Origin of the sequence: Snodgrassella sp. M0110 (genome assembly GCF_016101465.1) — a bacterium.
GTDB classification, from domain to species: Bacteria; Pseudomonadota; Gammaproteobacteria; order Burkholderiales; family Neisseriaceae; genus Snodgrassella; species Snodgrassella alvi.
The window spans coordinates 523,005-543,662 of record NZ_JACFQM010000001.1; the positions used below are offsets into that span (position 1 = coordinate 523,005).

A 20,658-nucleotide genomic window follows, 5' to 3' on the forward strand; every position below is an offset into this window, starting at 1 on the left:
GCGAATGAGTAATCAAATAACTGTAGAACAATTTGCCTCGGAACTGCATTTATCAACCTCAAGGTTGCTGGAACAGTTAGCCGAAGCCGGAGTACATAAACAGGCAGCGTCGGATAAACTGACAGCTGCAGACAAGAAACAGTTGCTGGTTTATTTAAAGCAGGCTAATGGTAGTCAGTCTGCTGGTACTATCACACTGAATCGTAAAAAACCAGCTGAAAAAAGTACTGTTGGCGGTGTTGAAGTTGAAACCCGCCGCCGGCGCCGTATTGCTGTACCGCCGGAAGAACAGGAAAACAGACAGGCAGAAGAAAAACAAAATCTTTCCCAGCCTGAATCCGAACCGGTGAAAACAGCAGATACTGAGACTGAAGAACAGGCAAGAAAGGCTGCTGAAGAACAGGCTGAAGCGCGACGCAGAGAAGAATCTGCTGCGGCAGCGGCTGCAGAAGCAGCGCGTCTGAAAGCAGCAGCGGCTGCCAGTAAAACCGAACAGAAACCTAAAGTGGAGTCTGTGCAGACAGAAGTGGTAAAACAGGAAGTGAAACAGCAACAGAAAGCAGCAGCTCAGCCTGCAGAAGCACCTGCTGATAAAAAACCGGCAGCAGACAAAACCGAGCAGCCTAAATCCAAGCGCAACAACCGTAACCGGAATGCGAAAAAAATTGATTTGGCTGCACTTAAGGCTGAAGCAGCCAAGCCGATTATCAGTCCTGAAGAGCAGGCTCAGCGTGATGAAGAAGCCAGACGTGCTGAAGCTATGCGCGCTCATCGTGAAATGTTACTGAAACAGAAACAGGAACGTCAGGCACGGCGCGAAGCAGCTAAACAGCAAGCTAAGGAAGAAAGTAAAGCAGTTAGTGAGCAGAAAACTGCTGAAGTGCGTTCGGCTAAGCCAACTGAGAAAAAACCGGTGAGCAGTAATGCATCGAAAGCAGCAGAAAACGTGTCTGAATCAGCAGGCCGGCGTAAAAAAGATGAGCAGCGTCATCAGCGTGAAGACGATATGCCAAAAGGTAAATCAGCGCGCGGTGGTAAAAACCGGCGCTCGGCAGATGCGACTAACTCAGAAGAGGGGCGCAGCAGCAGACGAGGTGGTAAAAAAGGTGGTAAGAAACAGCTTAAACTGGAACCGAATCAGCATGCCTTCCAGGCACCTACTGAACCTGTAGTTCATGAAGTGCTGGTGCCGGAAACCATCACAGCTGCTGAGCTCGCACACAAAATGGCTGTTAAGGCTGCAGAAGTGATTAAAACCCTGATGAAGATGGGTATGATGGTGACCATTAATCAGTCACTGGATCAGGAAACTGCGCTGATTGTAGTAGAAGAAATGGGGCATATTGGTAAGGCTGCTGCAGCTGATGATCCTGAAGCCTTTCTGGATGAAGATACTACTGTTACTGAGGCCGAAAAATTACCTCGTCCGCCGGTGGTTACTGTGATGGGGCATGTAGACCATGGTAAAACATCCTTACTGGACTATATTCGCCGTGCTCGTGTTGTGCAGGGTGAAGCAGGTGGTATTACACAGCATATTGGTGCCTATCATGTGGAAACTCCGCGCGGTGTAATTACATTCCTGGATACGCCGGGACATGAAGCATTTACTGCTATGCGTGCCCGCGGTGCGCAGGCTACCGATATCGTGATTCTGGTGGTGGCTGCTGATGATGGAGTAATGCCTCAGACTATTGAAGCCATTGCACATGCTAAAGCTGCAAAAGTACCTTTAGTGGTGGCTGTAAATAAGATTGATAAAGAAGGTGCCAATCCTGAACGTATTCGTCAGGAACTGACAGCACATGAAGTCATCCCTGATTCATGGGGTGGTGATGTACAGTTTATTGATGTTTCGGCCAAACAGGGCACCAATATTGATGCATTGCTGGAAGCAGTATTGCTGGAAGCAGATGTTCTGGAGCTGAAAGCACCTGTAGATTCAGCTGCTAAAGGTATTGTTGTCGAGTCACGTCTGGATAAAGGGCGTGGTGCGGTAGCAACCTTGCTGGTACAAAGCGGTACGTTGCGTAAAGGTGATGTTGTGCTTGCCGGTACAACTTTTGGTCGTGTACGTGCCATGGTAGATGAGAATGGCAAAACCATTACTGATGCCGGCCCGTCTATCCCGGTAGAAATCCTGGGCTTGTCAGACGTACCTAATGCTGGTGAAGATTTTATTGTACTGGCCGATGAGAAAAAAGCACGTGAAATTGCTCTGTTCCGTCAGGGTAAATATCGTGATGTACGACTGGCTAAACAGCAGGCCGCCAAACTGGAAAACATGTTTAACAACATGGGTGAAAATCAGGCGCAAAGCTTGCCGATTATCATTAAAGCTGATGTTCAGGGTTCTTATGAGGCCTTAGCAGGAAGTTTGCGTAAACTGTCTACTAATGAAGTACGGGTTGATGTATTGCATAGTGGTGTAGGTGGTGTGACAGAGTCTGATGTGAATCTGGCTATCGCCTCGGGCGCAGTAATCATCGGCTTTAATGTACGTGCTGATGCCACTGCACGTAAATTGGCTGAACATGAAGGTATTGAGATCCGGTATTACAATATCATTTATGATGCTATAGATGATGTGAAGGCAGCTTTAAGCGGTATGCTGGCACCAGAACAAAAAGAAAATGTGATTGGTACAGTAGAAATTCGTCAGGTTATTAACGTATCAAAAGTGGGTAATATCGCCGGCTGTATGGTAACCGATGGTTTAATCAAGCGTGATTCTCATGTTCGGTTAATTCGTAATAATGTGGTTGTGCATACAGGTGAACTGGCTTCATTAAAACGCTTTAAAGATGATGTTAAGGAAGTACGTCAAGGCTTCGAATGTGGTCTGATGCTGAAAAACTTCAATGAAATTATGGAAGGTGATCAGCTGGAAGTCTTTGAGGTAGTTGAAGTTGCCCGTAAGCTTTAAAATGATTTAGGGTATAACAGGCAGCCAGAGAAGTTTTTGGCTGCCTGAATTTACTGGCCTGATCACAGAAAGGAATGATTATGCGTAAACCTCAGCGTGGTTATGCTCGTCAGGATCGTGTCAAAGAGCAGATTATGCGTGAACTGGCCGAACTTGTGCGTGTTGGTCTCAAAGATCCGCGTGCCGGTTTTATTACAATTAATGAAGTAGAAGTAACTCGCGATTATAGTCATGCTACTATTTATTACACTGTGCTGGATGACAGTACCCGTGCTGTAACCGAAGAAGCACTGGAACATGCTAAGGGTTATTTACGTAGTGAACTGGCTCGTCGAATAACTTTATTCCGTACACCTGAGCTGACGTTCATTTATGATGATTCACTTGAACGCGGTATGAGTATTTCGCATCTGATTGATAAAGTATCTAAAGAAAAACCGGTTGAAGATTAAATGAAGCTTAAAAAAAGAGATTGTCCCAAATTGGACAACCTCTTTTTTATTATTTAGCCTGATTTATATTATTAATTTAGCGACCATAGTGAACCATTACTGAAGCTTTGGCAATGGTATGACTATTCACTACAAAACCCGCATAACTAGTAGTTGCATCCTCGGGTAAATCAATTTTATCGGTATTCAGAGCATAAACAGTAAAAATATAACGATGGGGCGGATGACCTTCTGGCGGATAAAAACCCGAATAACCTAAAGTACCGCTATCGTTACGTAGCTGACGTGTTCCGGCAGGTAAATTCTGCCCGCCTTCTGCGCCAGCATTTCTTTTCAGTTCAGTTAAGTCTTTTGGCAGATTAATAGCCATCCAATGCCACCAGCCTGCACCTCCTGTAGGCGCATCAGGATCATGGCATTGAATTGCAAAACTTTTGGTTTCGGCTGGCGCATTTTCCCAAATTAAAGCAGGAGACTGGTTATCACGATCACTTTGATAAGAGGAATCAACAGTATTGCCATTTTTAAATTCAGGACTGGTTAAGGTAAATGTATTTGGCATTATATTTCTCAATGTCATTGGCAAATAAGATATGTAGTGATTTAATTTTGCTGGATAAGGTTGGTTAAGTCAATGTAAATGTAAAAATATTAAATAACAATGGAATTAGTTAAATGGGTTTTAAATTGGCAGCAAACTAATTGCAAACATTAATTTGGCTGATTGATAAACTGCTATAAAATATCAGACCAGTGGTTTGCTCTATTGGGAATATCAAGATGAAAGAAATATTACCTTGGGTATGCATTCCTGGTTTTATGCTCGATGAAACATTATGGAATGATATGAAAGCTAATTTGGCTGAATCCCAGCCGGTATTATGTGCATCACTGGTAAACGGAGACAGTATTGCTGCTATGGCAGAAAATATTGCTGTTTCTGCTCCTGAACGTTTTGTGCTCATTGGTTTTTCGCTTGGCGGCTATGTTGCAAGAACACTGGCCGCCCAGTATCCGCAGCGGGTTGCTGCCCTTGTCTTAATTGCTACTTCATTGCGTGAGGATACACCACAGCAATATGCAGCAAAACAAAATACTTTACAAATTCAGCAGCATCTAAATTTTCGTGGTTTGGGGCATAAAGCTATAATTCAGACGTTGCGACCTGATAATCAAAATAATCAGGAGATGATCAGCAGAATCCGGCAAATGAGTGAACGTTTGGGTTTTGATGTGTTAAGCAGACAATCTTTGTTAAACCGTAAAACTTCGATAGGTCAGAAAATTTCCTGCCCGACTTTGATTATTGCTGCTGCACAAGATCAGATGCGCTCTATCGATGAAGCCAGGGAGCTGCAGGAATTTATACCACAGGCTAGTCTGAAAATAATCGAAAATAGCGGGCATATGCTGCCATTGGAACAACCGGAAATACTAGCTGAAACTGTTTCCGGCTGGCTCAATCAGCTTTAGAATAATTAAATTTAAATAAAATCATTCCTGGTTTTATCAGGTAAATATATAAAGTTTAATCTATTTTAAATATTCCTGCTGTGAACAAAGTGATCCAAAAATTTTTTTATATTTTATTATGTGGATAGATCAGAATATTACCATTATGCTGATATTTAGCTATGTTGTTCTACATATTTGAAAATGGAAGGTACTTTGATACTAATGACACGATTTATATTTTCGGTACTGACAGGAGTATAGGAAGTTAGATCTTTTTACCATTATTTGTTACTCAAGCTCAACTTTTTAATTTGAATTTAATTAAATTATTTTAGTGGCGTGCAAGCAGAAGCAAGTAGGAGGGGGGGTAGGATTGATTTTTATTTCTGTTGTATCAGGATAAAAGAAGTTAAAAAACTGAGTTCTGTTCAATATAAAATTCAGTCCGTACAGGTCACCTGATTCACTTTATAATTTTTGCAGGAAAAGAGAATGAGTATATGGTTAAGAACCATCATTCATTGCGTTAAAAAAGTTTACAAAGCTAGCAAGGGATTTTGATCACTCCATAGTTATAACCTATGTTGATGGTAAACTGGATCATATCTTCCGTGGATATAAAAATCGTTTTAGTCTTATCGTTAGGGTGAAATGTGATGATCTTTTCCTCCAGTAGATCTATATCAAGATAGAGTCTGATATCTTTTTCAGGGTTGTTTAGCAAACCGAAGATAGAGACTACGCCGGGAGGTAATCGCATTTTCTCCTTTAGCTCATCGTCGGAAGCAAAACGTATGCGTTTATCCCCAAGTAGTTTAGCTAATTTCTTAAAATTCATACATTTAGCAGCATCCATTACTAACAAATAAAAAATGGTATTGTTGCGATTAGTTAAAAATATCGTTTTAGTACGCACTGCCTTTTTGCGTGCAATAAAACTATCCGCTTTTTGTGTCGTTAACGCTGCTGGATGACCCACTACAGAGTACCGTATATGCATATCTTTTAAAATTTTATAAACCTGCCTCTTACGCGACATAAAGTCTCCGAGTCCGAATCTAATAAGTATGCTTACTGATAACTAAAGCGGTTAATTATTGCGGATAACACTTGAATTCTGTGTATACTGTTCCAGCCATTTTTGTGCTGTAACTGTATCACTAAAATACCTGGGGCGCTGCAAGGTTAATAAATTAGCAAGACGTATACCTATACGAATCCAAATATCGTCAACGACAATAGCAGTGCAGCCAAAATCATGAGCGTGCTGACGTAGAAATCTAAGATGTTCTAAAGCCATATCTATAGTGAAATCTTTCATCTGACTCAGGTCCAGTAACAGATTAGGTAAATGAATATGTTCAATAGCTTTTAACAGAGCTTCTTCCAGCTGATGAAAGTCTTCCAGCGTAAATTCGTTATACAGTACGACATTTAAACCATAATTTTTTTTATGGATAGAAATCATATATTTACCTTTGATGCTAGAACAGATTAAGCACACTTGTTTATCTGTAGAATCATCATACTAATTGATTAATATATTGGCTATGACTCTTTTAAATGCAATCTGATATAGTGCGTAAAAATTTGATAGCTGTGGTATTGATACAACCTGGTTTTAAACTATAAAAAATAATTGATTCCAAATCAAAAAAACAGGGCAAATTGTTGATATAAAATAAAACCAGCAGTTTTTATCATTAAAAATTGCTGGTTTATGAAATATTAGTATCAGAGTTATCGTCGAGATGAAGTATTTTCCTGATTGTTGTTTGTAGTTATGAAAGTACCGGAAGGAACAAAGCGATAGAACACTTCTCCTTCCTGTATGTAACCCAGTTTATTCCGTGCCATTTCGTTAATTGCATCCTTGCCTTCGGCAAGATCCTTGATTTCGGCAGTCAAGGCGCGATTTCGCTGTATTAGTGCTTCATTACTGCTATTCTGCTCTAAGACATCGTTTTCTAACTTCCACATGTCTTTCCAGCTGCCATGACCCATCCATAAATCGTATTGTAAACCGACCAGTGCGAATAACAGTACCCAGGTTACCCATTTCATTTTATTTGCCCATATATTCCGGAAAAGGATTAACTAAGCTGATAAAAGGCTTTTTTACCCGGGTAGTAGGCAGCAGAACCTAGTTCCTCTTCAATACGCAGTAACTGATTATATTTGGCAATACGGTCTGAGCGAGAAAGAGAACCCGTTTTGATTTGCATACAATTTGTACCTACGGCCAGATCAGCTATAGTGCTGTCTTCAGTTTCGCCGGAGCGGTGACTCATTACACTGGTATAGCCTGAGCGTTTGGCTAAATCTACCGCTTTAAGTGTCTCGGACAATGTACCAATCTGATTGACCTTAACCAGAAGTGAGTTAGCCAGACCCTGAGCTATACCTTCGCTTAAAATAGCCGGATTGGTAACAAACAGATCATCACCAACCAGCTGTACTTTTTTACCCAGACGTTCAGTCAGAAGTTTCCAGCCTTCCCAGTCATGCTCACTCATACCGTCTTCAATAGATACGATAGGGTATTTGTTAACCAGTTCAGTTAAGTAGTCGGCGAATTGGGCACTGGTCAGACTCAGACCTTCTGCGGTTAATTCATAATGACCGTCTTTGTAAAATTCGCTGGAGGCGCAATCCAGAGCCAGTACGATATCTTTGCCCGGAACATAGCCGGCAGCTTCTACCGCAGACAGAATCAGCCGGATAGCTTCTTCATGGCTGGCTAAATCAGGTGCGAAACCGCCTTCATCTCCCACACTGGTAGACATACCTTTATCATTGCATAATTTTTTTAAATGATGGAAGACCTCGGCACCACAGCGTAATGCTTGACGGAAAGATTCAGCGCCTACCGGCATAATCATGAATTCCTGAATATCAAGGCTATTATTTGCATGTGCACCGCCATTAATCACGTTCATCATCGGAACGGGCATAGACATTGGTCCGGCGCCGCCAATATAACGATATAAAGGCAAGCCGGCATCCTCAGCTGCTGCACGAGCAACAGCCAGTGAAACTGCCAGCATGGCATTGGCTCCAAGACGACCCTTATTATCAGTACCATCCAGATCAATCATAATCTGATCAATATAGCTTTGTTCACTGGCATCAATACCGATAAGTGCTTGTGCAATTTCATTATTAACATTTTCTACGGCCTGTAGCACACCCTTGCCCAAATAGCGCTGTTTATCGCCATCACGCAGTTCCAGTGCTTCTTTTTCACCGGTAGAGGCACCGGATGGTACAGCAGCTCTGCCCATTACCCCGGATTCAAGCAGAACATCACATTCAACTGTAGGGTTACCGCGTGAATCAAGTATTTCACGCGCAAAGATGTCAATAATTGCACTCATGCAGGTCTCCAGAATTTTTAAATTTCATCTTGTTATGCGATAAATAGTACAAACAATAATTCTGCCAGTCATCAGGTTGGTCAGATTGTCAAACTTTGTATTATACCGTAGGCAGTGTATGAGAAAAGGGTAATTTACATTTGAATTTTATTGATAAGGGCTTGGGCAGAACAGTTATTTATTAAGGTGACAGTTAAATAAAGATTAATAGAATCCGGCTATATCAAAATACGGTTAAGAAGATCAATCGGATTAAAATCTGCTTTCATACTTAATATGAAAATATCCGGATCTAATACAATTATTTTAATTAGGTTCAGAGATATGTCTGTTTACAGTTTTTTGATGTAAAGAAAAACCCTTTTTCTGCTATAGTGTTAGCTATTAAAACTCTATTTTAAGCTATTTCTTCGCGGATTTTATTTGACATCCGGGCGTTCATTGGGTATAGTGCGCTCTTCTCTACGGAGAGTTGGCCGAGTGGTCGAAGGCGCTCCCCTGCTAAGGGAGTATACGGGCAAAACCTGTATCAAGGGTTCGAATCCCTTACTCTCCGCCATATACTAAAATCCCTGAATTACATTCAGGGTTTTTTATTTGCCTGCTTTTTAATTAATAACATTTATCACTATTATTTGGGTAGATCAAAAAAGCTTTTATTCGTTCGGCAGTCATTGTGTTGCGTATATGCATACAGCAAACTAATTCAGATGGTATGTTTTTTTGCATTTGTCAATAAATCAGATGCATTTTATGTATATATATGTTAAATTAAATAATGATTACTATTATCATTTAATTTAATAATAATTTTATTTTTTATTAAAATGCAATCATCAGAGGTTTGTTATTATATGCGTAAACTGGTTCATCATTCTTTTTCATTGGCATTATTGTCTTCATTGATATCTCCTTTATATGCTGCAGAGGCAGAATTGGATGATGTGGTGGTAACAGCTTCTGGGTTTAAACAACAGGCAAAAAAAGCAGCTGCTTCAATTACTGTAATCAATGCTAAAGAGCTTGAAACTAAAGAATATCATGATGTAACAGATGCTTTGCAGGATGTCCCGGGTGTGGTGGTAACTGGTGGCGGAAGTACTAAGGATATCAGTATCCGTGGTATGTCCAGTGGTTATACCATGCTGCTGATAGATGGCAAACGGGTAAATTCGCGCGGGGTTCGTCCTAATTCAGATGGCCCGGGAATTGAACAGGGCTGGATGCCGCCAATTTCAGCTATTCAGCGCATTGAGGTGATCCGCGGCCCTGCTTCAGCATTATATGGATCAGATGCAATGGGCGGGGTGATTAATATTATTACCAAAAAAACAGCTGCAGACTGGACTGGTTCAGTTAAAACAGATGCAACCATACAACAGCACAGTAATAGCGGGAATACATTGCAAAGCAGCATTTATGTGTCCGGTCCGCTAATTCAGGATAAATTAGGCATCCGGGCCAATGTCGGGTATTCCCATCGGCAAGAAGACAATATTATTGGCGGATATAAACAGCAGCGTATGCGCAACGGTAATCTGATGCTGTCTTGGACGCCGGATGATAAAAATACAGTTGATTTCGAAGTAAACCGCAGTTTACAAAATCGTAATGGCCGAGTAGGCAAAACCATCGATCCTAAACCAAGCAGAGGGAGAGTTCCTACTGATGATTACACTCTGTATGATCGTAATCAGTATAGCATTACTCATCGTGGCTATTACGATAAAATTGATACTCAGACATATATTCAGCGTGAGGAAAATAATAATCCGTCACGTGATATGCATGAAAAAAATACCATTTTTAATACCCAAACTCAGTACCGCCTGAATAAACATACGCTTAGTGTAGGTGGCAGATGGCAACGGGAAGAACTGAATGATACGGGTAATCAGCTTGTTATTAACGGGCGGCGCTTAACTCATCTGGAACGTGATTCATGGGCAATTTTCGGGCAGGATGAATGGCGTATTTTGCCGAAATTTGCTTTGACTGGTGCAGCACGGCTGGATCATGATGAAAATTATGGTACAGAAATAACCCCAAAGCTTTACGGCGTGTGGACACCTAATAATCAATGGATAATTAAAGGTGGTTATTCCCGTGGATATAAAGCACCTGCGCTACGTGCAGCAAGTGATGGCTGGGGGCAGGTAACCGGAGGCGGGTATTTTAATGGAATTATTGTGGGTAACTCGAATCTTAAACCGGAAAAATCAGATAATTTCGAAATCAGTTTTAACTGGGATAATAACCGTAATCTTTCTGCCGGTTTAACTACTTACTACACAAAATTTAAAAACAAAATAACGGAAGTACGTACCTGTCAGGGGGATGCCGGTTCAAATGCCTGTTCTTGGCGCAATGAGTATTTTGATTTTGTCAGTCAGCGGGAAAATGTGGATAAAGCAGTTTTACGCGGTATAGAGGCAACATTTGCCTGGAAAATAACACCAAAAGTGGACTGGTCTGCTAATTATACCTATACACATAGTGAACAGAAAAGCGGTCAGTTTAGTGGTAAGCCATTAAATGAAATGCCAAAAAATATGTTCAATACAACACTTAACTGGAATGCGACTGAAAAACTCTCTGCATGGGCAAGATGGAATTACCGCAGCAGAACTTCAGATTATTTGTCACGAACTTCTATGGCAATTGGTAAACCATCATATGGTTTTGTCGATACCGGGCTGGTATTCAAACCAAACAAAGATTTCGTTTTAAGTGGTGGTATATACAATATTCTTGATAAAAGAGTAGATCAGAAAGATTATGGTCGTACCCTGGATGGACGTCGCTATAATATTAGCGCACAAATTAATTTTTAAACTAAGGTGTCAATGCCGGGGAAAAGTGATTCCTTTGTTTTAATTGTTTAAAAGAGCCTAAAACCTGCCAGTTTTCAGTCATGAAAACTGGCAGGTTTTAAATGTAAGCTGTATTTAAATCAAAGAATTGTATTAACTATTAAATAAGTCTCTGACTAAATTGAATTGTGTTCAAAAATATATATTCAAATAGAGTAAAATAGGTATATGAAATTTTAATGAATGATTTTAAACATGTTTTTTCTGGTAATAGTAGCAATATCCTCCCAGTGACAGTTGCGTAAGCCAGCTATAATTTCAGCAATCTGACGCAAATTATCAGGGCTGTTTTTCTGCTGAGGATGAGGGGACATATAGGGTGCATCGGTTTCAATTACCATGTGCTGTAAAGGAAGTTTTTCAGCTATATGCCGAATTTTTTTGGCCTGTGTTCGTAAAAGCAAAGAACCGATACCAATGAGGAAACCATGCTTTATCCAAGCCTGAGCCTCCTGTATGCTGCCTGAAAAGGCATGAGCAATGCCTCCATAAGTAAAATGGCAACGTTTAATACTCTGTAAACATGTACCGGTAGCATGAACATGGTGAATAATGGCTGGGCGCCGCATTTTTTTTGCCAGTAATAACTGGGACTCAAAACAATTAATTTGTAAATTTTTTTCTGCTTCGTTATGCGCGCGTGCAAAATCCAGACCAATCTCTCCCATTATTGTGTGAGGATGTGCTTCTAATAGGAATTCAAGTTGATTCAGTGCAGAATCATTATAATTGGCGGTATACCAGGGATGGATGCCTATTCCGGCATAAATGCAGGGATAAGTTTCTGCCAGCCGGATAGTTGTCAGCCAGTCAGCTGGCGCGGTGGCCGGTACAAGAAAGTGGCTGATATGTTTATCACTAGCCTGTTGCAGCACTTGTGCCAGATTTTCTATTAGCGGGCTGTGATTGAGATGGCAGTGGCTATCAAATAGCATAAAATTAAAAACACGAGCCTAAGGCTCGTGTATCTGTAGATATCAGTTTGGTGTTTGTTCTTCGCCGGAACTTTGATTATTTTCTGAATCCGCGCAAGTAGCAATGGTCGCCTCAGTTACAGCAGCTTCAGCTCCTGTTGCCGGCTTAGCTGTCTGCATGCAGGGATGCTGTTTGGCAATTGCCTGTTCTTCCGGTGAAACCTCACCTTTGAAGCGATTATTTAAATCAAAACGCTTTCCTCCGCGGGCTAGAGACTTGATATATCTTGGCCGGCGACAGTGATTAGCCAGAACGCGGGCAATAAGGGTCGGATCGTATTGGGGTAATGCGGTAACTAAATCCTGATCAATGCCGATCGCCAAGGGTTTAAAATGTTTAAATACATCATATTTACGATAGATATGTTCGGCAATCATATCTGTTTGCTTTTTTTTGCTCATGGTTTGTACAGCTGATTTCAGTGCTGCACCCAAAGCAGTTTCTTGACTCATAAGGTTACTTCCTTGTGGGTTTATGGCCATTTCAGTGAATTGATATTAAATTAATTCACCGATTTTTAGTGATAACTTAACAATTATGGCTATCAAAATTAATATTCAGAATTAAGCTTCATGTTATAAATAATGAGCAATATCAGGTGTTTCTACGTGAATGTCTGCATTTTGCGCACGCTGGCGCAAAGCATGATCCATAAGTACCAGGGCAAGCATCGCCTCTGCAATTGGTGCTGCGCGCAGTCCGACGCAAGGATCGTGACGACCGTGGGTAGCCAGTATAACCGGCTGACCATGAATATCTATAGAATGGCGCGGTGTGGCAATGCTGCTGGTGGGTTTAATAGCCAGATTAATATGTATATCCTGACCGCTACTAATGCCTCCGAGGATACCCCCGGCGTTATTGGACTGAAATCCTTCCGGTGTTAATTCATCTCCATGTTCGCTGCCTTTTTGGTATATACATCCAAAACCTGCACCAATTTCAACACCTTTGACTGCATTAATGCCCATCATGGCATGAGCGATATCTGCATCAAGACGATCAAAAACCGGTTCGCCTAATCCGACAGGAACGTGGCTGGCGGTAACATGCAGTTTGGCTCCTATGGAATCACATGCTTTACGTATGCTATCCATATATTGTTCCAGTTCTTTAATCTGGCTTTGATTAGCGACAAAAAAAGGATTATTGTTTATATAGGCATAATTTTCAAAAGAGATTTTCTTTTCACCAATTTGAGTGATATAGGCAATAATTTCAGTATTAAAATGCTGGCGCAGCCATTTTTTTGCTACTGCGCCGGCTGCTACCCTGGCAGCTGTTTCTCGTGCTGAACTACGTCCGCCGCCACGATAATCTCGGATACCGTATTTATGCCAGTAGGTATAATCCGCATGTCCGGGACGGAAGCTTTGAGCAATATTACTATAATCTTTACTACGCTGATCAGTATTTCTGATTAACAGACCTATTGGTGTGCCGGTAGTTTTTCCTTCAAATACTCCGGAAAGAATCTCAACAGTATCTGCTTCTCGGCGCTGAGTCACATGGCGGCTGGTACCTGGTTTACGTCTGTCCAGATCAGGCTGAATATCGGATTCATTCAGTGCCAGTCCCGGCGGACACCCGTCTATAATACAACCAAGTGCAGCACCATGGCTTTCACCAAAGGTGGTAACAGTAAGGATTTGTCCGAAAGTATTACCGGCCATAGGTTTTACTCTTACTTTTTTAAATATCGAAATAATTTTGCTCTTGAGTTTAGCATGGTTTATACGGTTTAGGCATAATTTGTCTGGCGGTTAGCCTGTTTTTGTCGCAGATGCTTTGATATGGTTATAAATTTACCAGTTTTATCAGAAAAATTACCGCTTCTAAGCAAAATACTGATGTTATAAGCCTGATATACAGAATTGATATCAAAGTAAATAATGCTGTTAACTAACTGAATAGAGAAAATATTTTTACTTATTTTGTGGCTGCTTTTTTGAGGTAGGTGTTTTTGCCGGCTGATTGGGTGATTCTGTACCGGCAATAACTGGCGGTTCTGATGGTAACGGTTTGGTTTTAATCGGGAAATTAATTGAGGTGCCTAGGCCGAAATTGTGATTACCACCACCGATGCCAACTGATACATTGGAGGGCATACCAACACTGCATGCACTGAGCAGAAAGAAAGCAATAAGGGAAAGAGGTATGAATTTCATAATTTTTTAGTACAGAATTTTTTTTATTATAAAACTTTCTGACTATCTGGCGAATAAATTTATGCTGATATTGGTGCGATTTTGTTGTACTTACTACAGAGAGCGCTTATTTATTATCAGATATAAAGTTGTCTGAAAGTTGAAATTCTTACAGGGTTCAGATCGTCGATGATGATGTGCAGATTATAATTTAAATATATCTCTGTAATTATTACCTTCATAAAGTTATGGAATAATATGAATTTTACCAATGACTGATATCAGTGAGCTTTAAAGAAAATAGTTTAAAATATAAATGAATATTGATTAATGATGGGCTCTACAGAGCCCATCATAGTTTGTGTCAGTTACATTCAGTTTCTATTTATTAAATAAGTTACCTTATGCGCTTCGGTCGGTAACGGTACTTCCCATTTAGAAAACATTTGTTTAATTCTTTTATTAGGCAAACTGGTATTCCGGCTTGAATTGCGCTGATATAATGTTTTTTCAGATTGTTCAAGGTAAACAATTTCAACCTCAGCATGATAGGCATAAAGTAAATTTAATGCTTTTTGGCGCATATCCTGAGATAGGTGAGTTGCATTCCAGATGAATGGCTGTTTATCTCTTAAATATTGCTTTACTTTGGCCAATACAGCTTGAATTACTAATCCTTCATTTTGACCGTACTTTAATTTAAGCTGATTTCTGGCGTCATCATAAGAAGCTACCGGTAAAGTTGGTTTATATTTGTTTACCCAGCCATTTTTACCTGATGCAGGCAAGCCCGACATTAAAATAACTTTAGCTCCTTTCTGTGGGTACAAAGCATAATCAGGCCAAACATTGGCACCGCGAAAATATTGTATCCGAGTGTAATCGTCTATGAATTGCCGCGGCTGATATAAACATTTTTCTTCAAATGCTAATTGTTTAAAGAGCTCAACTTCATCAAGTATTCTGTTTTTATCAGCGCAAATACGACCCTGTATATCAGCTTTTGCTTGCATACACAGCATCCAGACTGGCAGCTCCCAGGATAGGCAATGGATTAACCATTCTGGTGATTTATTTCTGATATTGTCACTTAATGCATAAAACGGTACCTGATGGACACGTATAATCCGACAGATTTTTTCTCTTAATTCAAACGGAATACCCAGGCGCCATAATAATATTCGACTGCTTATTTCACCTTTTTTTGAATGTCTTGGTTGTGAAATTCGTCCGCTAATCTCATCGATTATTGTCGTTTCTGGCTTGGCAATGTCATGTAACAAAGCAGTCATGAATAATATAAACTGCTCTTCAGGAGCGGATTTTGCAAACTCATCTTGCGCAATTAATGCTCTTAGTACCATTTGAGTGTGAATCCAGACATTACCTTCACCATGGTAATATGGATCTTGAGGCGTGGTAATTAATTTATTCAGTTCAGGTATGCAGTTTAGCCACTGATCAAAATTATCTTTGCTAATACTATAGGTAATTTCCTGTTGTAATTGTGAATAACTCATAAATCATCTCCGGATACAAATTCCTTATTCCAGTTGATGGTTAGTTGTGGCGTATAAAGTTCAACTTTTTCAGCTAATTGGTTGGGAATAAATGGTTGTTCTGAGTGGTGCTGACCAGAATCTAATATGGATTGAACAAAATCCTGTCTGACCCATTTTAAACGACCGGTTGTCGTATTTTCCGATTCAATTTTTAAATATAATCCTTCCATAAAATCGGAGTTATCGCACTGTTTCCATGCTTTTATTAAATCAAATTTTTCCTGAGCGACGATTTTCTCAAAACAAATCCGCCAATTTTTTGATTTGGCTAAAGAAAATTTAACAAGTGTCAGTAAGTCACATAATTTTTCCGGCGCTATACCAGAATACAATACCGGAACAGACAGAACAGGGCCATTTATGAGTAATTGATGGCGTTTGTGTGTCGATAAGAAATGATTATTATGTCTGTCCCAAATATCGAATTCACAAAAATAATGTGGTAATGCATCATAAAAAATTGCATGTTTTTTATGCAACCACTCACCATACATAATATAGCGATCTTCTAAGCGTTCTAACAGCCAGCTTTCATGCACAGTTGCCCAGTGTTTAAATAAATTAAATTGGCGTTCTCTACTGCCTCCTGTCAAATAATGACCGCGTGATTGCAATAAAAGTTCACCACTCCCAGAGAAACTGATTGCACAGTTAGCACCATCAAGTTTTTCTTCTACTACAATATATTGTCCGGCTAATTGATGATAAGGTTGCTGACCATGTTCAATATCACCAGACTGTAAACGCGAACTTTCTAAGTGTGTTGTACGCGGGTATTTAATTAATTCTAAATTTTGAATATAAGTGTCCGTTGTCATTTTGTTTTCTCCGGAAAATTAGGGAAAACCGACAAGGCAAAGATCTATAGATTGAACTGAAAAGTAGAGGCTTTATAAAAAAAGCGAAACGACAATAAGATAGAATATACCGTGCCGGCATTAAGATAAAGTGTTAACTACAGGCATTTTGCCACCTCTTAGAATTTAAATATTAATTGCAAAAGCGGCGCCATTATCATTTTCAGTTGATTTGTTGTCAAGCAGAATAATTATTGGGTATTAAAAATAAGACTGTACGATCGAATAAATAGTAATATTAATATATTTATAAATATTTAATATAATTTAATTTATATTCTGTCTGCTGATTCAATAGCTGTTACTGAATATTAAAACGTTTAGCAATTTCTGATAATTGAGTAACTCAAAAAAATCTGATGTTAATAATAAATTAAATTTTTGAATTAACATCAATCGATTGAATTCGGAAGCAGTATTGATTATTTCTATAGTTTTTATGTTAATCAAAAATTAATCTGCAAAGAAATTGAAGCTTTGATTCAGTTAGTTTAACAATCCGGGTAAAAAATTTATATACCCGGATTAACGATTAATTATATGGAGCTATGCTTTTGGCAACACTACTGAGTCCTTGTGCCAGAGCATGCACCATATTATTGTAGCCATTGCCCTGCTGAGGTAGCCGGACATTAAAATTCTGACCACGTTCATTATTAATACCCTGCCAGCTGCTGTAACCACTGATGTAGATATAACCATCATAGCTACCTTGAAAAGACTGAATATATACAGTTAGTGTGGTTTTGGATTTATTTTCAGGAGTAAACAGATAGCGAATACTTTGTTTATTAAGTTCATTGGCCAGAGTCTGACTAATTTCACCGCTAAGATCATCAGCCCATAGATGCTGCTGAGCAAAGTGCAGAGTTGTCGGACTGTCCTGATAAACTAAATTTCCCTGATTAAGGCGTTCAGCCAGTACTACTTTAAGTTGTACCGGAATTCTCTGGCTGCCGGCCGGCAATTGATAGTTACTACCGGGTAGCTGATAGTAGGTAACCGGATTACCGGCACATGCACCAAGCGTCAGACTGACAGCACAGACAAGTGGTAACAAAATTTTCATTATCTGGCTCCTTTTGGTTCTGGATCATGCCCGCGACGGTTAAAAATCAGGGCATTGGGTTGTTGTTTCAGTGTTTTCAGTGTTGGCTGTGCATCTTTCAGGGTGCTGTCAATACTTTTCAGGGTTTGCTGAATATCACCATATAGAGGTGAGGTGCTGGATACACCTTGTAATGTAGTCCGTAATTCTTTCAGAGTAGCCGCCAGCTCAGCAGGTAGTTGCTGAGTTTTATTTTGTGACAACAAGCGGTCTGCACTGGCCAGAGTCGTTTTTAATTGCGCCAGTGTCATATCGAGCTGTTTCATGGTGTTTTCTATAGGCAGCTTATTCATTTTGGCTAATAGTGCAGTCAATTGATTCTGGATCATATCAAGTCCGGTATGGGTGCTGCTGATAACGGTATATCCCTGATATTGTGCTACTGGTTTAAACAGTGATTCTCCCGCTTGTGCCTGAGATAAACTAATATACTGATTACCAGTAATCAGATTGTCTTTTTCCAGAGATGCAGATAAACCCAGATTAAGTGCCTGCTGGATTTGCTGCTGCCAGATTTTATCATCCTGTTTGCCGGCATTTATTTCCATACGTCCTGGTTCAATACGCAAACGAACTGGTATCCAGCCATGCTGGAAGAGTTTATGGCTGTCATTCGGGGCAAAGTATGGTACATCTGCAACAGAACCGATATTAATACCCTGATATTCTACCGGAGCACCAACGCTCAGGCCGCGTACAGACTGCTGGAAGAATACAACATAGTATTGGGCACGATTTGTCGGCAGGTTATCCAGTTCCCGTTCGCTATTGTAGAGAGTAAATTCTGTGTTGTTGGCAACAGGATTGCCTTTACCTTCAAACATGGTTTTGAATACGATTGCACCGGAGAGCAGTGCGGGTATGGGAGCAGAATCAATATGTACACCGCCGCCTGTAGCAGTAACCTGAAGACCTGTTTGCAGCCAGAATTTAACCTTGTCGCCTATCAGGCTGTCATACGGACTATTGATGTAGACCTGATAATGTACGCTGTTGTCTTTAGGGTCAAAATAGGCTTTTTCAATTTGTCCGGCACTGATATCTCCGTAAAGTACCGGGCTGCCCGGATTAAGCAGCTTGTCACTGTGGCCTTTCAGACGCAAACGCATACCACTTTGCGATATGGCAGTAACAGGAGGTAAATCAGCTACGGTAAATGTTTCTGCTCTTTCTTTGCTGTGCCCCGGAGTAAAAGCGATATATGAACCGGAAACTAAGGTATTCAAACCGGTAATACCACTCTGATCTATACGTGGTTTAACAATCCAGAACTGAGTGTCTTTGCGTAGCATATTTTTGACGTCAGCTGTCATCTGCGCTTTGATTTGTACGCCTTTTTCATCTGGGCTGATTCTAATTGCAGTAACTTTACCGACGGTGACATTCATAACTTTAATGGTAGTCGTGTTAATTTCAAGCCCGTCAGCATCTTTTATATACAGAGTAATTTCCGGCCCTGTATGGCGCAGATGCTGAAAAAGCAGCCATGCACCGGTTAATAATGCCAGTACCGGAATAATCCATACCAGTACGTTGAAGGGGGGGTTACGTTTTACAGTGGCAGTTGCCTGCGGCGTCTGATTATCAGATTGACTCATGATGAGAATGCCTTTTACTGCTGTTTTTATAATGAGGTTTATGGTGTTTTCTTTGTTGTACTGCTTCATCCCAGAGTAAACGCGGGTCGAAACTCAGTGCAGAAACCATGGTCAGGATGACAACTGCACAAAAGTAAATAGTGGCGGCACCCGGGGTTACATTGGCCAGTGGTGTGGAAAATGCCGACATGAGAATGATAACAACAAAAATATCAATCATTGACCAGCGTCCGATTGATTCGGTAATACGGTAGAGTATGGTTAATTTGTGTGCAGACATTAATGGCCGGTAGGCAGCAGAATACAGTAAAACCAGCATAGAAATAATTTTCAATATGGGAATGGCCATACTGGCACTGAATATAACAACTGCAATTAAAACGTCACCATCATTCCACATGTATTCTATACCATCAAGAATGGTACTGGAGAGATTGGTGCCCGGCGAGCGGGTAATCATCATCGGCAATAAATTGGCCGGTATATAGAAAATAATGGCTGCCAGCAGAAAGGCCATACTAATGCTCAGACTTAACGGTTTACGGCGGCTCAGATATGAACCGCAGACGCTGCATACATTCAGGCTGGCTGGCTGCTCAAAAAGACAGTAATTACAGTTAATGGTGTCAGAACCATTGTTCTGTAAAACAGGATCATTGCCGGTAAGGCGCTGTATCTGATAAAAAATCCAGTGTTCAGGTACACCCTGAGAAGTGCGGATAAGTAAAATGGCCAGTACCATCATCAGCCAGAAAGCAAATCCGAAATGAATTTGTGCCATACCACTGATTTTGATATAAGCTACCAAAGTGGCAATATAAAATACATCGACCATAATCCAGTGGCGCAGACGAACCAGTGTACGGGTAGCGTATAGCATACCGGGTAATATTTGCCGGTAGCGCAAACCTGTGTATACATACAGACACAATAACAGAAATAGTACCGGCGAACCGAAAGTTAACAGGAACATGACTTCTGCCAGCAAAGAATAATCTTTCTGAGCCAGTGTCTCAACCATATACGGAATAGTTAGCTCTACATGTATGCCAAGTAAATCTATGTTCATGTATAACTGTGTATACACAATTAACATGATAATTAATGAAGCAATAGCATAAGCTGTTGGCGTATCCAGTGGATGATGCTCAATTCGGACCAGATGCTGTCTGCAACGGGGGCAATGAGCATATTCGCCGGGAGTCAGCGAAGGAATAGACAGAGAGAGACCACAGCAGGGGCAGCCAACATGATGTGCCGGCAGGCTGCCATCTGGCAAGTCAGCTAATGAAGTTTGCGCCTGTTGTGTGGAACGGTAGCTCAAGATA

At 40.6% G+C, this 20,658-nt stretch carries 18 protein-coding genes and 1 tRNA gene; 5 read left to right on the forward strand and 14 right to left on the reverse strand.

Annotated elements, in window-relative coordinates; all coding sequences use genetic code 11:
- The first annotated feature begins 4 nt into the window (after nt 1-4).
- Nucleotides 5-2,926: a translation initiation factor IF-2 gene (gene infB, locus H3T84_RS02340; protein WP_198217604.1), complete on the forward strand. Its 2,922-nt coding sequence runs from the start codon at nt 5-7 to the stop codon at nt 2,924-2,926.
- Nucleotides 2,927-3,006: 80 nt separating this feature from the next.
- Nucleotides 3,007-3,378 carry a 30S ribosome-binding factor RbfA gene (gene rbfA, locus H3T84_RS02345; RefSeq protein ID WP_025330989.1) on the forward strand — a complete coding sequence of 124 codons (372 nt, stop codon included), beginning with the start codon at nt 3,007-3,009 and terminating at the stop codon, nt 3,376-3,378.
- Nucleotides 3,379-3,454: 76 nt separating this feature from the next.
- Here the strand turns inward: rbfA and H3T84_RS02350 are convergent, their stop codons facing one another.
- Nucleotides 3,455-3,940 (reverse strand): YbhB/YbcL family Raf kinase inhibitor-like protein, encoded by a 486-nt coding sequence (locus tag H3T84_RS02350; protein WP_198217606.1) that lies wholly within the window; start codon nt 3,938-3,940, stop codon nt 3,455-3,457.
- Nucleotides 3,941-4,158: 218 nt separating this feature from the next.
- Between H3T84_RS02350 and H3T84_RS02355 the strand changes: the two genes are divergently transcribed.
- On the forward strand, nt 4,159-4,851 hold the full coding sequence (locus H3T84_RS02355; RefSeq protein WP_037474799.1) for an alpha/beta fold hydrolase: 693 nt from the start codon (nt 4,159-4,161) through the stop codon (nt 4,849-4,851).
- A gap of 526 nt (nt 4,852-5,377) precedes the next feature.
- Here H3T84_RS02355 and H3T84_RS02360 read toward each other — a convergent pair.
- The 4 genes from H3T84_RS02360 to eno all read right to left on the reverse strand — a co-directional run bounded on the left by H3T84_RS02360 (nt 5,378) and on the right by eno (nt 8,210).
- Nucleotides 5,378-5,872: a YbaK/EbsC family protein gene (locus tag H3T84_RS02360; protein ID WP_198217608.1), complete on the reverse strand. Its 495-nt coding sequence runs from the start codon at nt 5,870-5,872 to the stop codon at nt 5,378-5,380.
- A gap of 51 nt (nt 5,873-5,923) precedes the next feature.
- Nucleotides 5,924-6,301, reverse strand: a complete 378-nt coding sequence (locus H3T84_RS02365; RefSeq protein ID WP_198217610.1) for an STAS/SEC14 domain-containing protein — start codon at nt 6,299-6,301, stop codon at nt 5,924-5,926.
- Nucleotides 6,302-6,573: 272 nt separating this feature from the next.
- Nucleotides 6,574-6,897 carry a cell division protein FtsB gene (gene ftsB / locus H3T84_RS02370; protein WP_198217619.1) on the reverse strand — a complete coding sequence of 108 codons (324 nt, stop codon included), beginning with the start codon at nt 6,895-6,897 and terminating at the stop codon, nt 6,574-6,576.
- Between the two features lie 29 nt (nt 6,898-6,926).
- Complete coding sequence (gene eno / locus H3T84_RS02375; RefSeq protein WP_198217621.1) at nt 6,927-8,210, reverse strand: phosphopyruvate hydratase; 1,284 nt, start codon at nt 8,208-8,210, stop codon at nt 6,927-6,929.
- 466 nt (nt 8,211-8,676) lie between these two features.
- On the opposite strand from eno, the gene H3T84_RS02380 reads away from it, so the two are divergent.
- Together H3T84_RS02380 and H3T84_RS02385 are read left to right on the forward strand one after the other, a co-directional pair.
- A tRNA-Ser gene (locus H3T84_RS02380) sits at nt 8,677-8,769 on the forward strand.
- A 295-nt stretch (nt 8,770-9,064) separates the two neighbouring features.
- Nucleotides 9,065-11,044 carry a ligand-gated channel protein gene (locus tag H3T84_RS02385; RefSeq protein ID WP_198217623.1) on the forward strand — a complete coding sequence of 660 codons (1,980 nt, stop codon included), beginning with the start codon at nt 9,065-9,067 and terminating at the stop codon, nt 11,042-11,044.
- A gap of 215 nt (nt 11,045-11,259) precedes the next feature.
- Here H3T84_RS02385 and H3T84_RS02390 read toward each other — a convergent pair whose 3' ends face one another.
- The 9 genes from H3T84_RS02390 to H3T84_RS02430 all read right to left on the reverse strand — a co-directional run bounded on the left by H3T84_RS02390 (nt 11,260) and on the right by H3T84_RS02430 (nt 20,654).
- Nucleotides 11,260-12,018: a TatD family hydrolase gene (locus tag H3T84_RS02390; RefSeq protein ID WP_037474264.1), complete on the reverse strand. Its 759-nt coding sequence runs from the start codon at nt 12,016-12,018 to the stop codon at nt 11,260-11,262.
- Nucleotides 12,019-12,060: 42 nt separating this feature from the next.
- Nucleotides 12,061-12,510 (reverse strand): ProQ/FINO family protein, encoded by a 450-nt coding sequence (locus tag H3T84_RS02395; RefSeq protein ID WP_037474262.1) that lies wholly within the window; start codon nt 12,508-12,510, stop codon nt 12,061-12,063.
- 123 nt (nt 12,511-12,633) lie between these two features.
- Nucleotides 12,634-13,731 carry a chorismate synthase gene (gene aroC, locus H3T84_RS02400; RefSeq protein ID WP_198217631.1) on the reverse strand — a complete coding sequence of 366 codons (1,098 nt, stop codon included), beginning with the start codon at nt 13,729-13,731 and terminating at the stop codon, nt 12,634-12,636.
- Between the two features lie 252 nt (nt 13,732-13,983).
- A complete protein-coding gene (locus H3T84_RS02405) occupies nt 13,984-14,226 on the reverse strand; it encodes a hypothetical protein (RefSeq protein ID WP_198217634.1) in 243 nt (80 codons plus the stop codon).
- Between the two features lie 353 nt (nt 14,227-14,579).
- Nucleotides 14,580-15,725, reverse strand: a complete 1,146-nt coding sequence (locus tag H3T84_RS02410; RefSeq protein ID WP_198217636.1) for an AAA family ATPase — start codon at nt 15,723-15,725, stop codon at nt 14,580-14,582.
- On the reverse strand, nt 15,722-16,585 hold the full coding sequence (locus H3T84_RS02415; protein ID WP_198217638.1) for an RNA ligase family protein: 864 nt from the start codon (nt 16,583-16,585) through the stop codon (nt 15,722-15,724). The genes H3T84_RS02410 and H3T84_RS02415 overlap by 4 nt, the downstream gene beginning before the upstream one ends.
- A 571-nt stretch (nt 16,586-17,156) precedes the next feature.
- Nucleotides 17,157-17,693, reverse strand: a complete 537-nt coding sequence (locus H3T84_RS02420; protein ID WP_198217639.1) for a membrane integrity-associated transporter subunit PqiC — start codon at nt 17,691-17,693, stop codon at nt 17,157-17,159.
- The gene (pqiB, locus tag H3T84_RS02425; RefSeq protein ID WP_198217641.1) at nt 17,693-19,330 is read right to left on the reverse strand and encodes an intermembrane transport protein PqiB; all 1,638 of its coding nucleotides are present in this window, start codon (nt 19,328-19,330) and stop codon (nt 17,693-17,695) included. The genes H3T84_RS02420 and pqiB overlap by 1 nt, the downstream gene beginning before the upstream one ends.
- Nucleotides 19,317-20,654: a paraquat-inducible protein A gene (locus H3T84_RS02430; RefSeq protein ID WP_198217644.1), complete on the reverse strand. Its 1,338-nt coding sequence runs from the start codon at nt 20,652-20,654 to the stop codon at nt 19,317-19,319. The genes pqiB and H3T84_RS02430 overlap by 14 nt, the downstream gene beginning before the upstream one ends.
- Nucleotides 20,655-20,658 lie beyond the last annotated feature (4 nt).

Bases quoted from the DNA above. Each gene is read 5' to 3' on its own strand.
- infB (WP_198217604.1), top strand. From the start codon at position 5: ATGAGTAATCAAATAACTGTAGAACAATTTGCCTCGGAACTGCATTTA.
- rbfA (WP_025330989.1), top strand. From the start codon at position 3,007: ATGCGTAAACCTCAGCGTGGTTATGCTCGTCAGGATCGTGTCAAAGAG.
- H3T84_RS02350 (WP_198217606.1), bottom strand. From the start codon at position 3,940: ATGCCAAATACATTTACCTTAACCAGTCCTGAATTTAAAAATGGCAAT.
- H3T84_RS02355 (WP_037474799.1), top strand. From the start codon at position 4,159: ATGAAAGAAATATTACCTTGGGTATGCATTCCTGGTTTTATGCTCGAT.
- H3T84_RS02360 (WP_198217608.1), bottom strand. From the start codon at position 5,872: ATGTCGCGTAAGAGGCAGGTTTATAAAATTTTAAAAGATATGCATATA.
- H3T84_RS02365 (WP_198217610.1), bottom strand. From the start codon at position 6,301: ATGATTTCTATCCATAAAAAAAATTATGGTTTAAATGTCGTACTGTAT.
- ftsB (WP_198217619.1), bottom strand. From the start codon at position 6,897: ATGAAATGGGTAACCTGGGTACTGTTATTCGCACTGGTCGGTTTACAA.
- eno (WP_198217621.1), bottom strand. From the start codon at position 8,210: ATGAGTGCAATTATTGACATCTTTGCGCGTGAAATACTTGATTCACGC.
- H3T84_RS02385 (WP_198217623.1), top strand. From the start codon at position 9,065: ATGCGTAAACTGGTTCATCATTCTTTTTCATTGGCATTATTGTCTTCA.
- H3T84_RS02390 (WP_037474264.1), bottom strand. From the start codon at position 12,018: ATGCTATTTGATAGCCACTGCCATCTCAATCACAGCCCGCTAATAGAA.
- H3T84_RS02395 (WP_037474262.1), bottom strand. From the start codon at position 12,510: ATGAGTCAAGAAACTGCTTTGGGTGCAGCACTGAAATCAGCTGTACAA.
- aroC (WP_198217631.1), bottom strand. From the start codon at position 13,731: ATGGCCGGTAATACTTTCGGACAAATCCTTACTGTTACCACCTTTGGT.
- H3T84_RS02405 (WP_198217634.1), bottom strand. From the start codon at position 14,226: ATGAAATTCATACCTCTTTCCCTTATTGCTTTCTTTCTGCTCAGTGCA.
- H3T84_RS02410 (WP_198217636.1), bottom strand. From the start codon at position 15,725: ATGAGTTATTCACAATTACAACAGGAAATTACCTATAGTATTAGCAAA.
- H3T84_RS02415 (WP_198217638.1), bottom strand. From the start codon at position 16,585: ATGACAACGGACACTTATATTCAAAATTTAGAATTAATTAAATACCCG.
- H3T84_RS02420 (WP_198217639.1), bottom strand. From the start codon at position 17,693: ATGAAAATTTTGTTACCACTTGTCTGTGCTGTCAGTCTGACGCTTGGT.
- pqiB (WP_198217641.1), bottom strand. From the start codon at position 19,330: ATGAGTCAATCTGATAATCAGACGCCGCAGGCAACTGCCACTGTAAAA.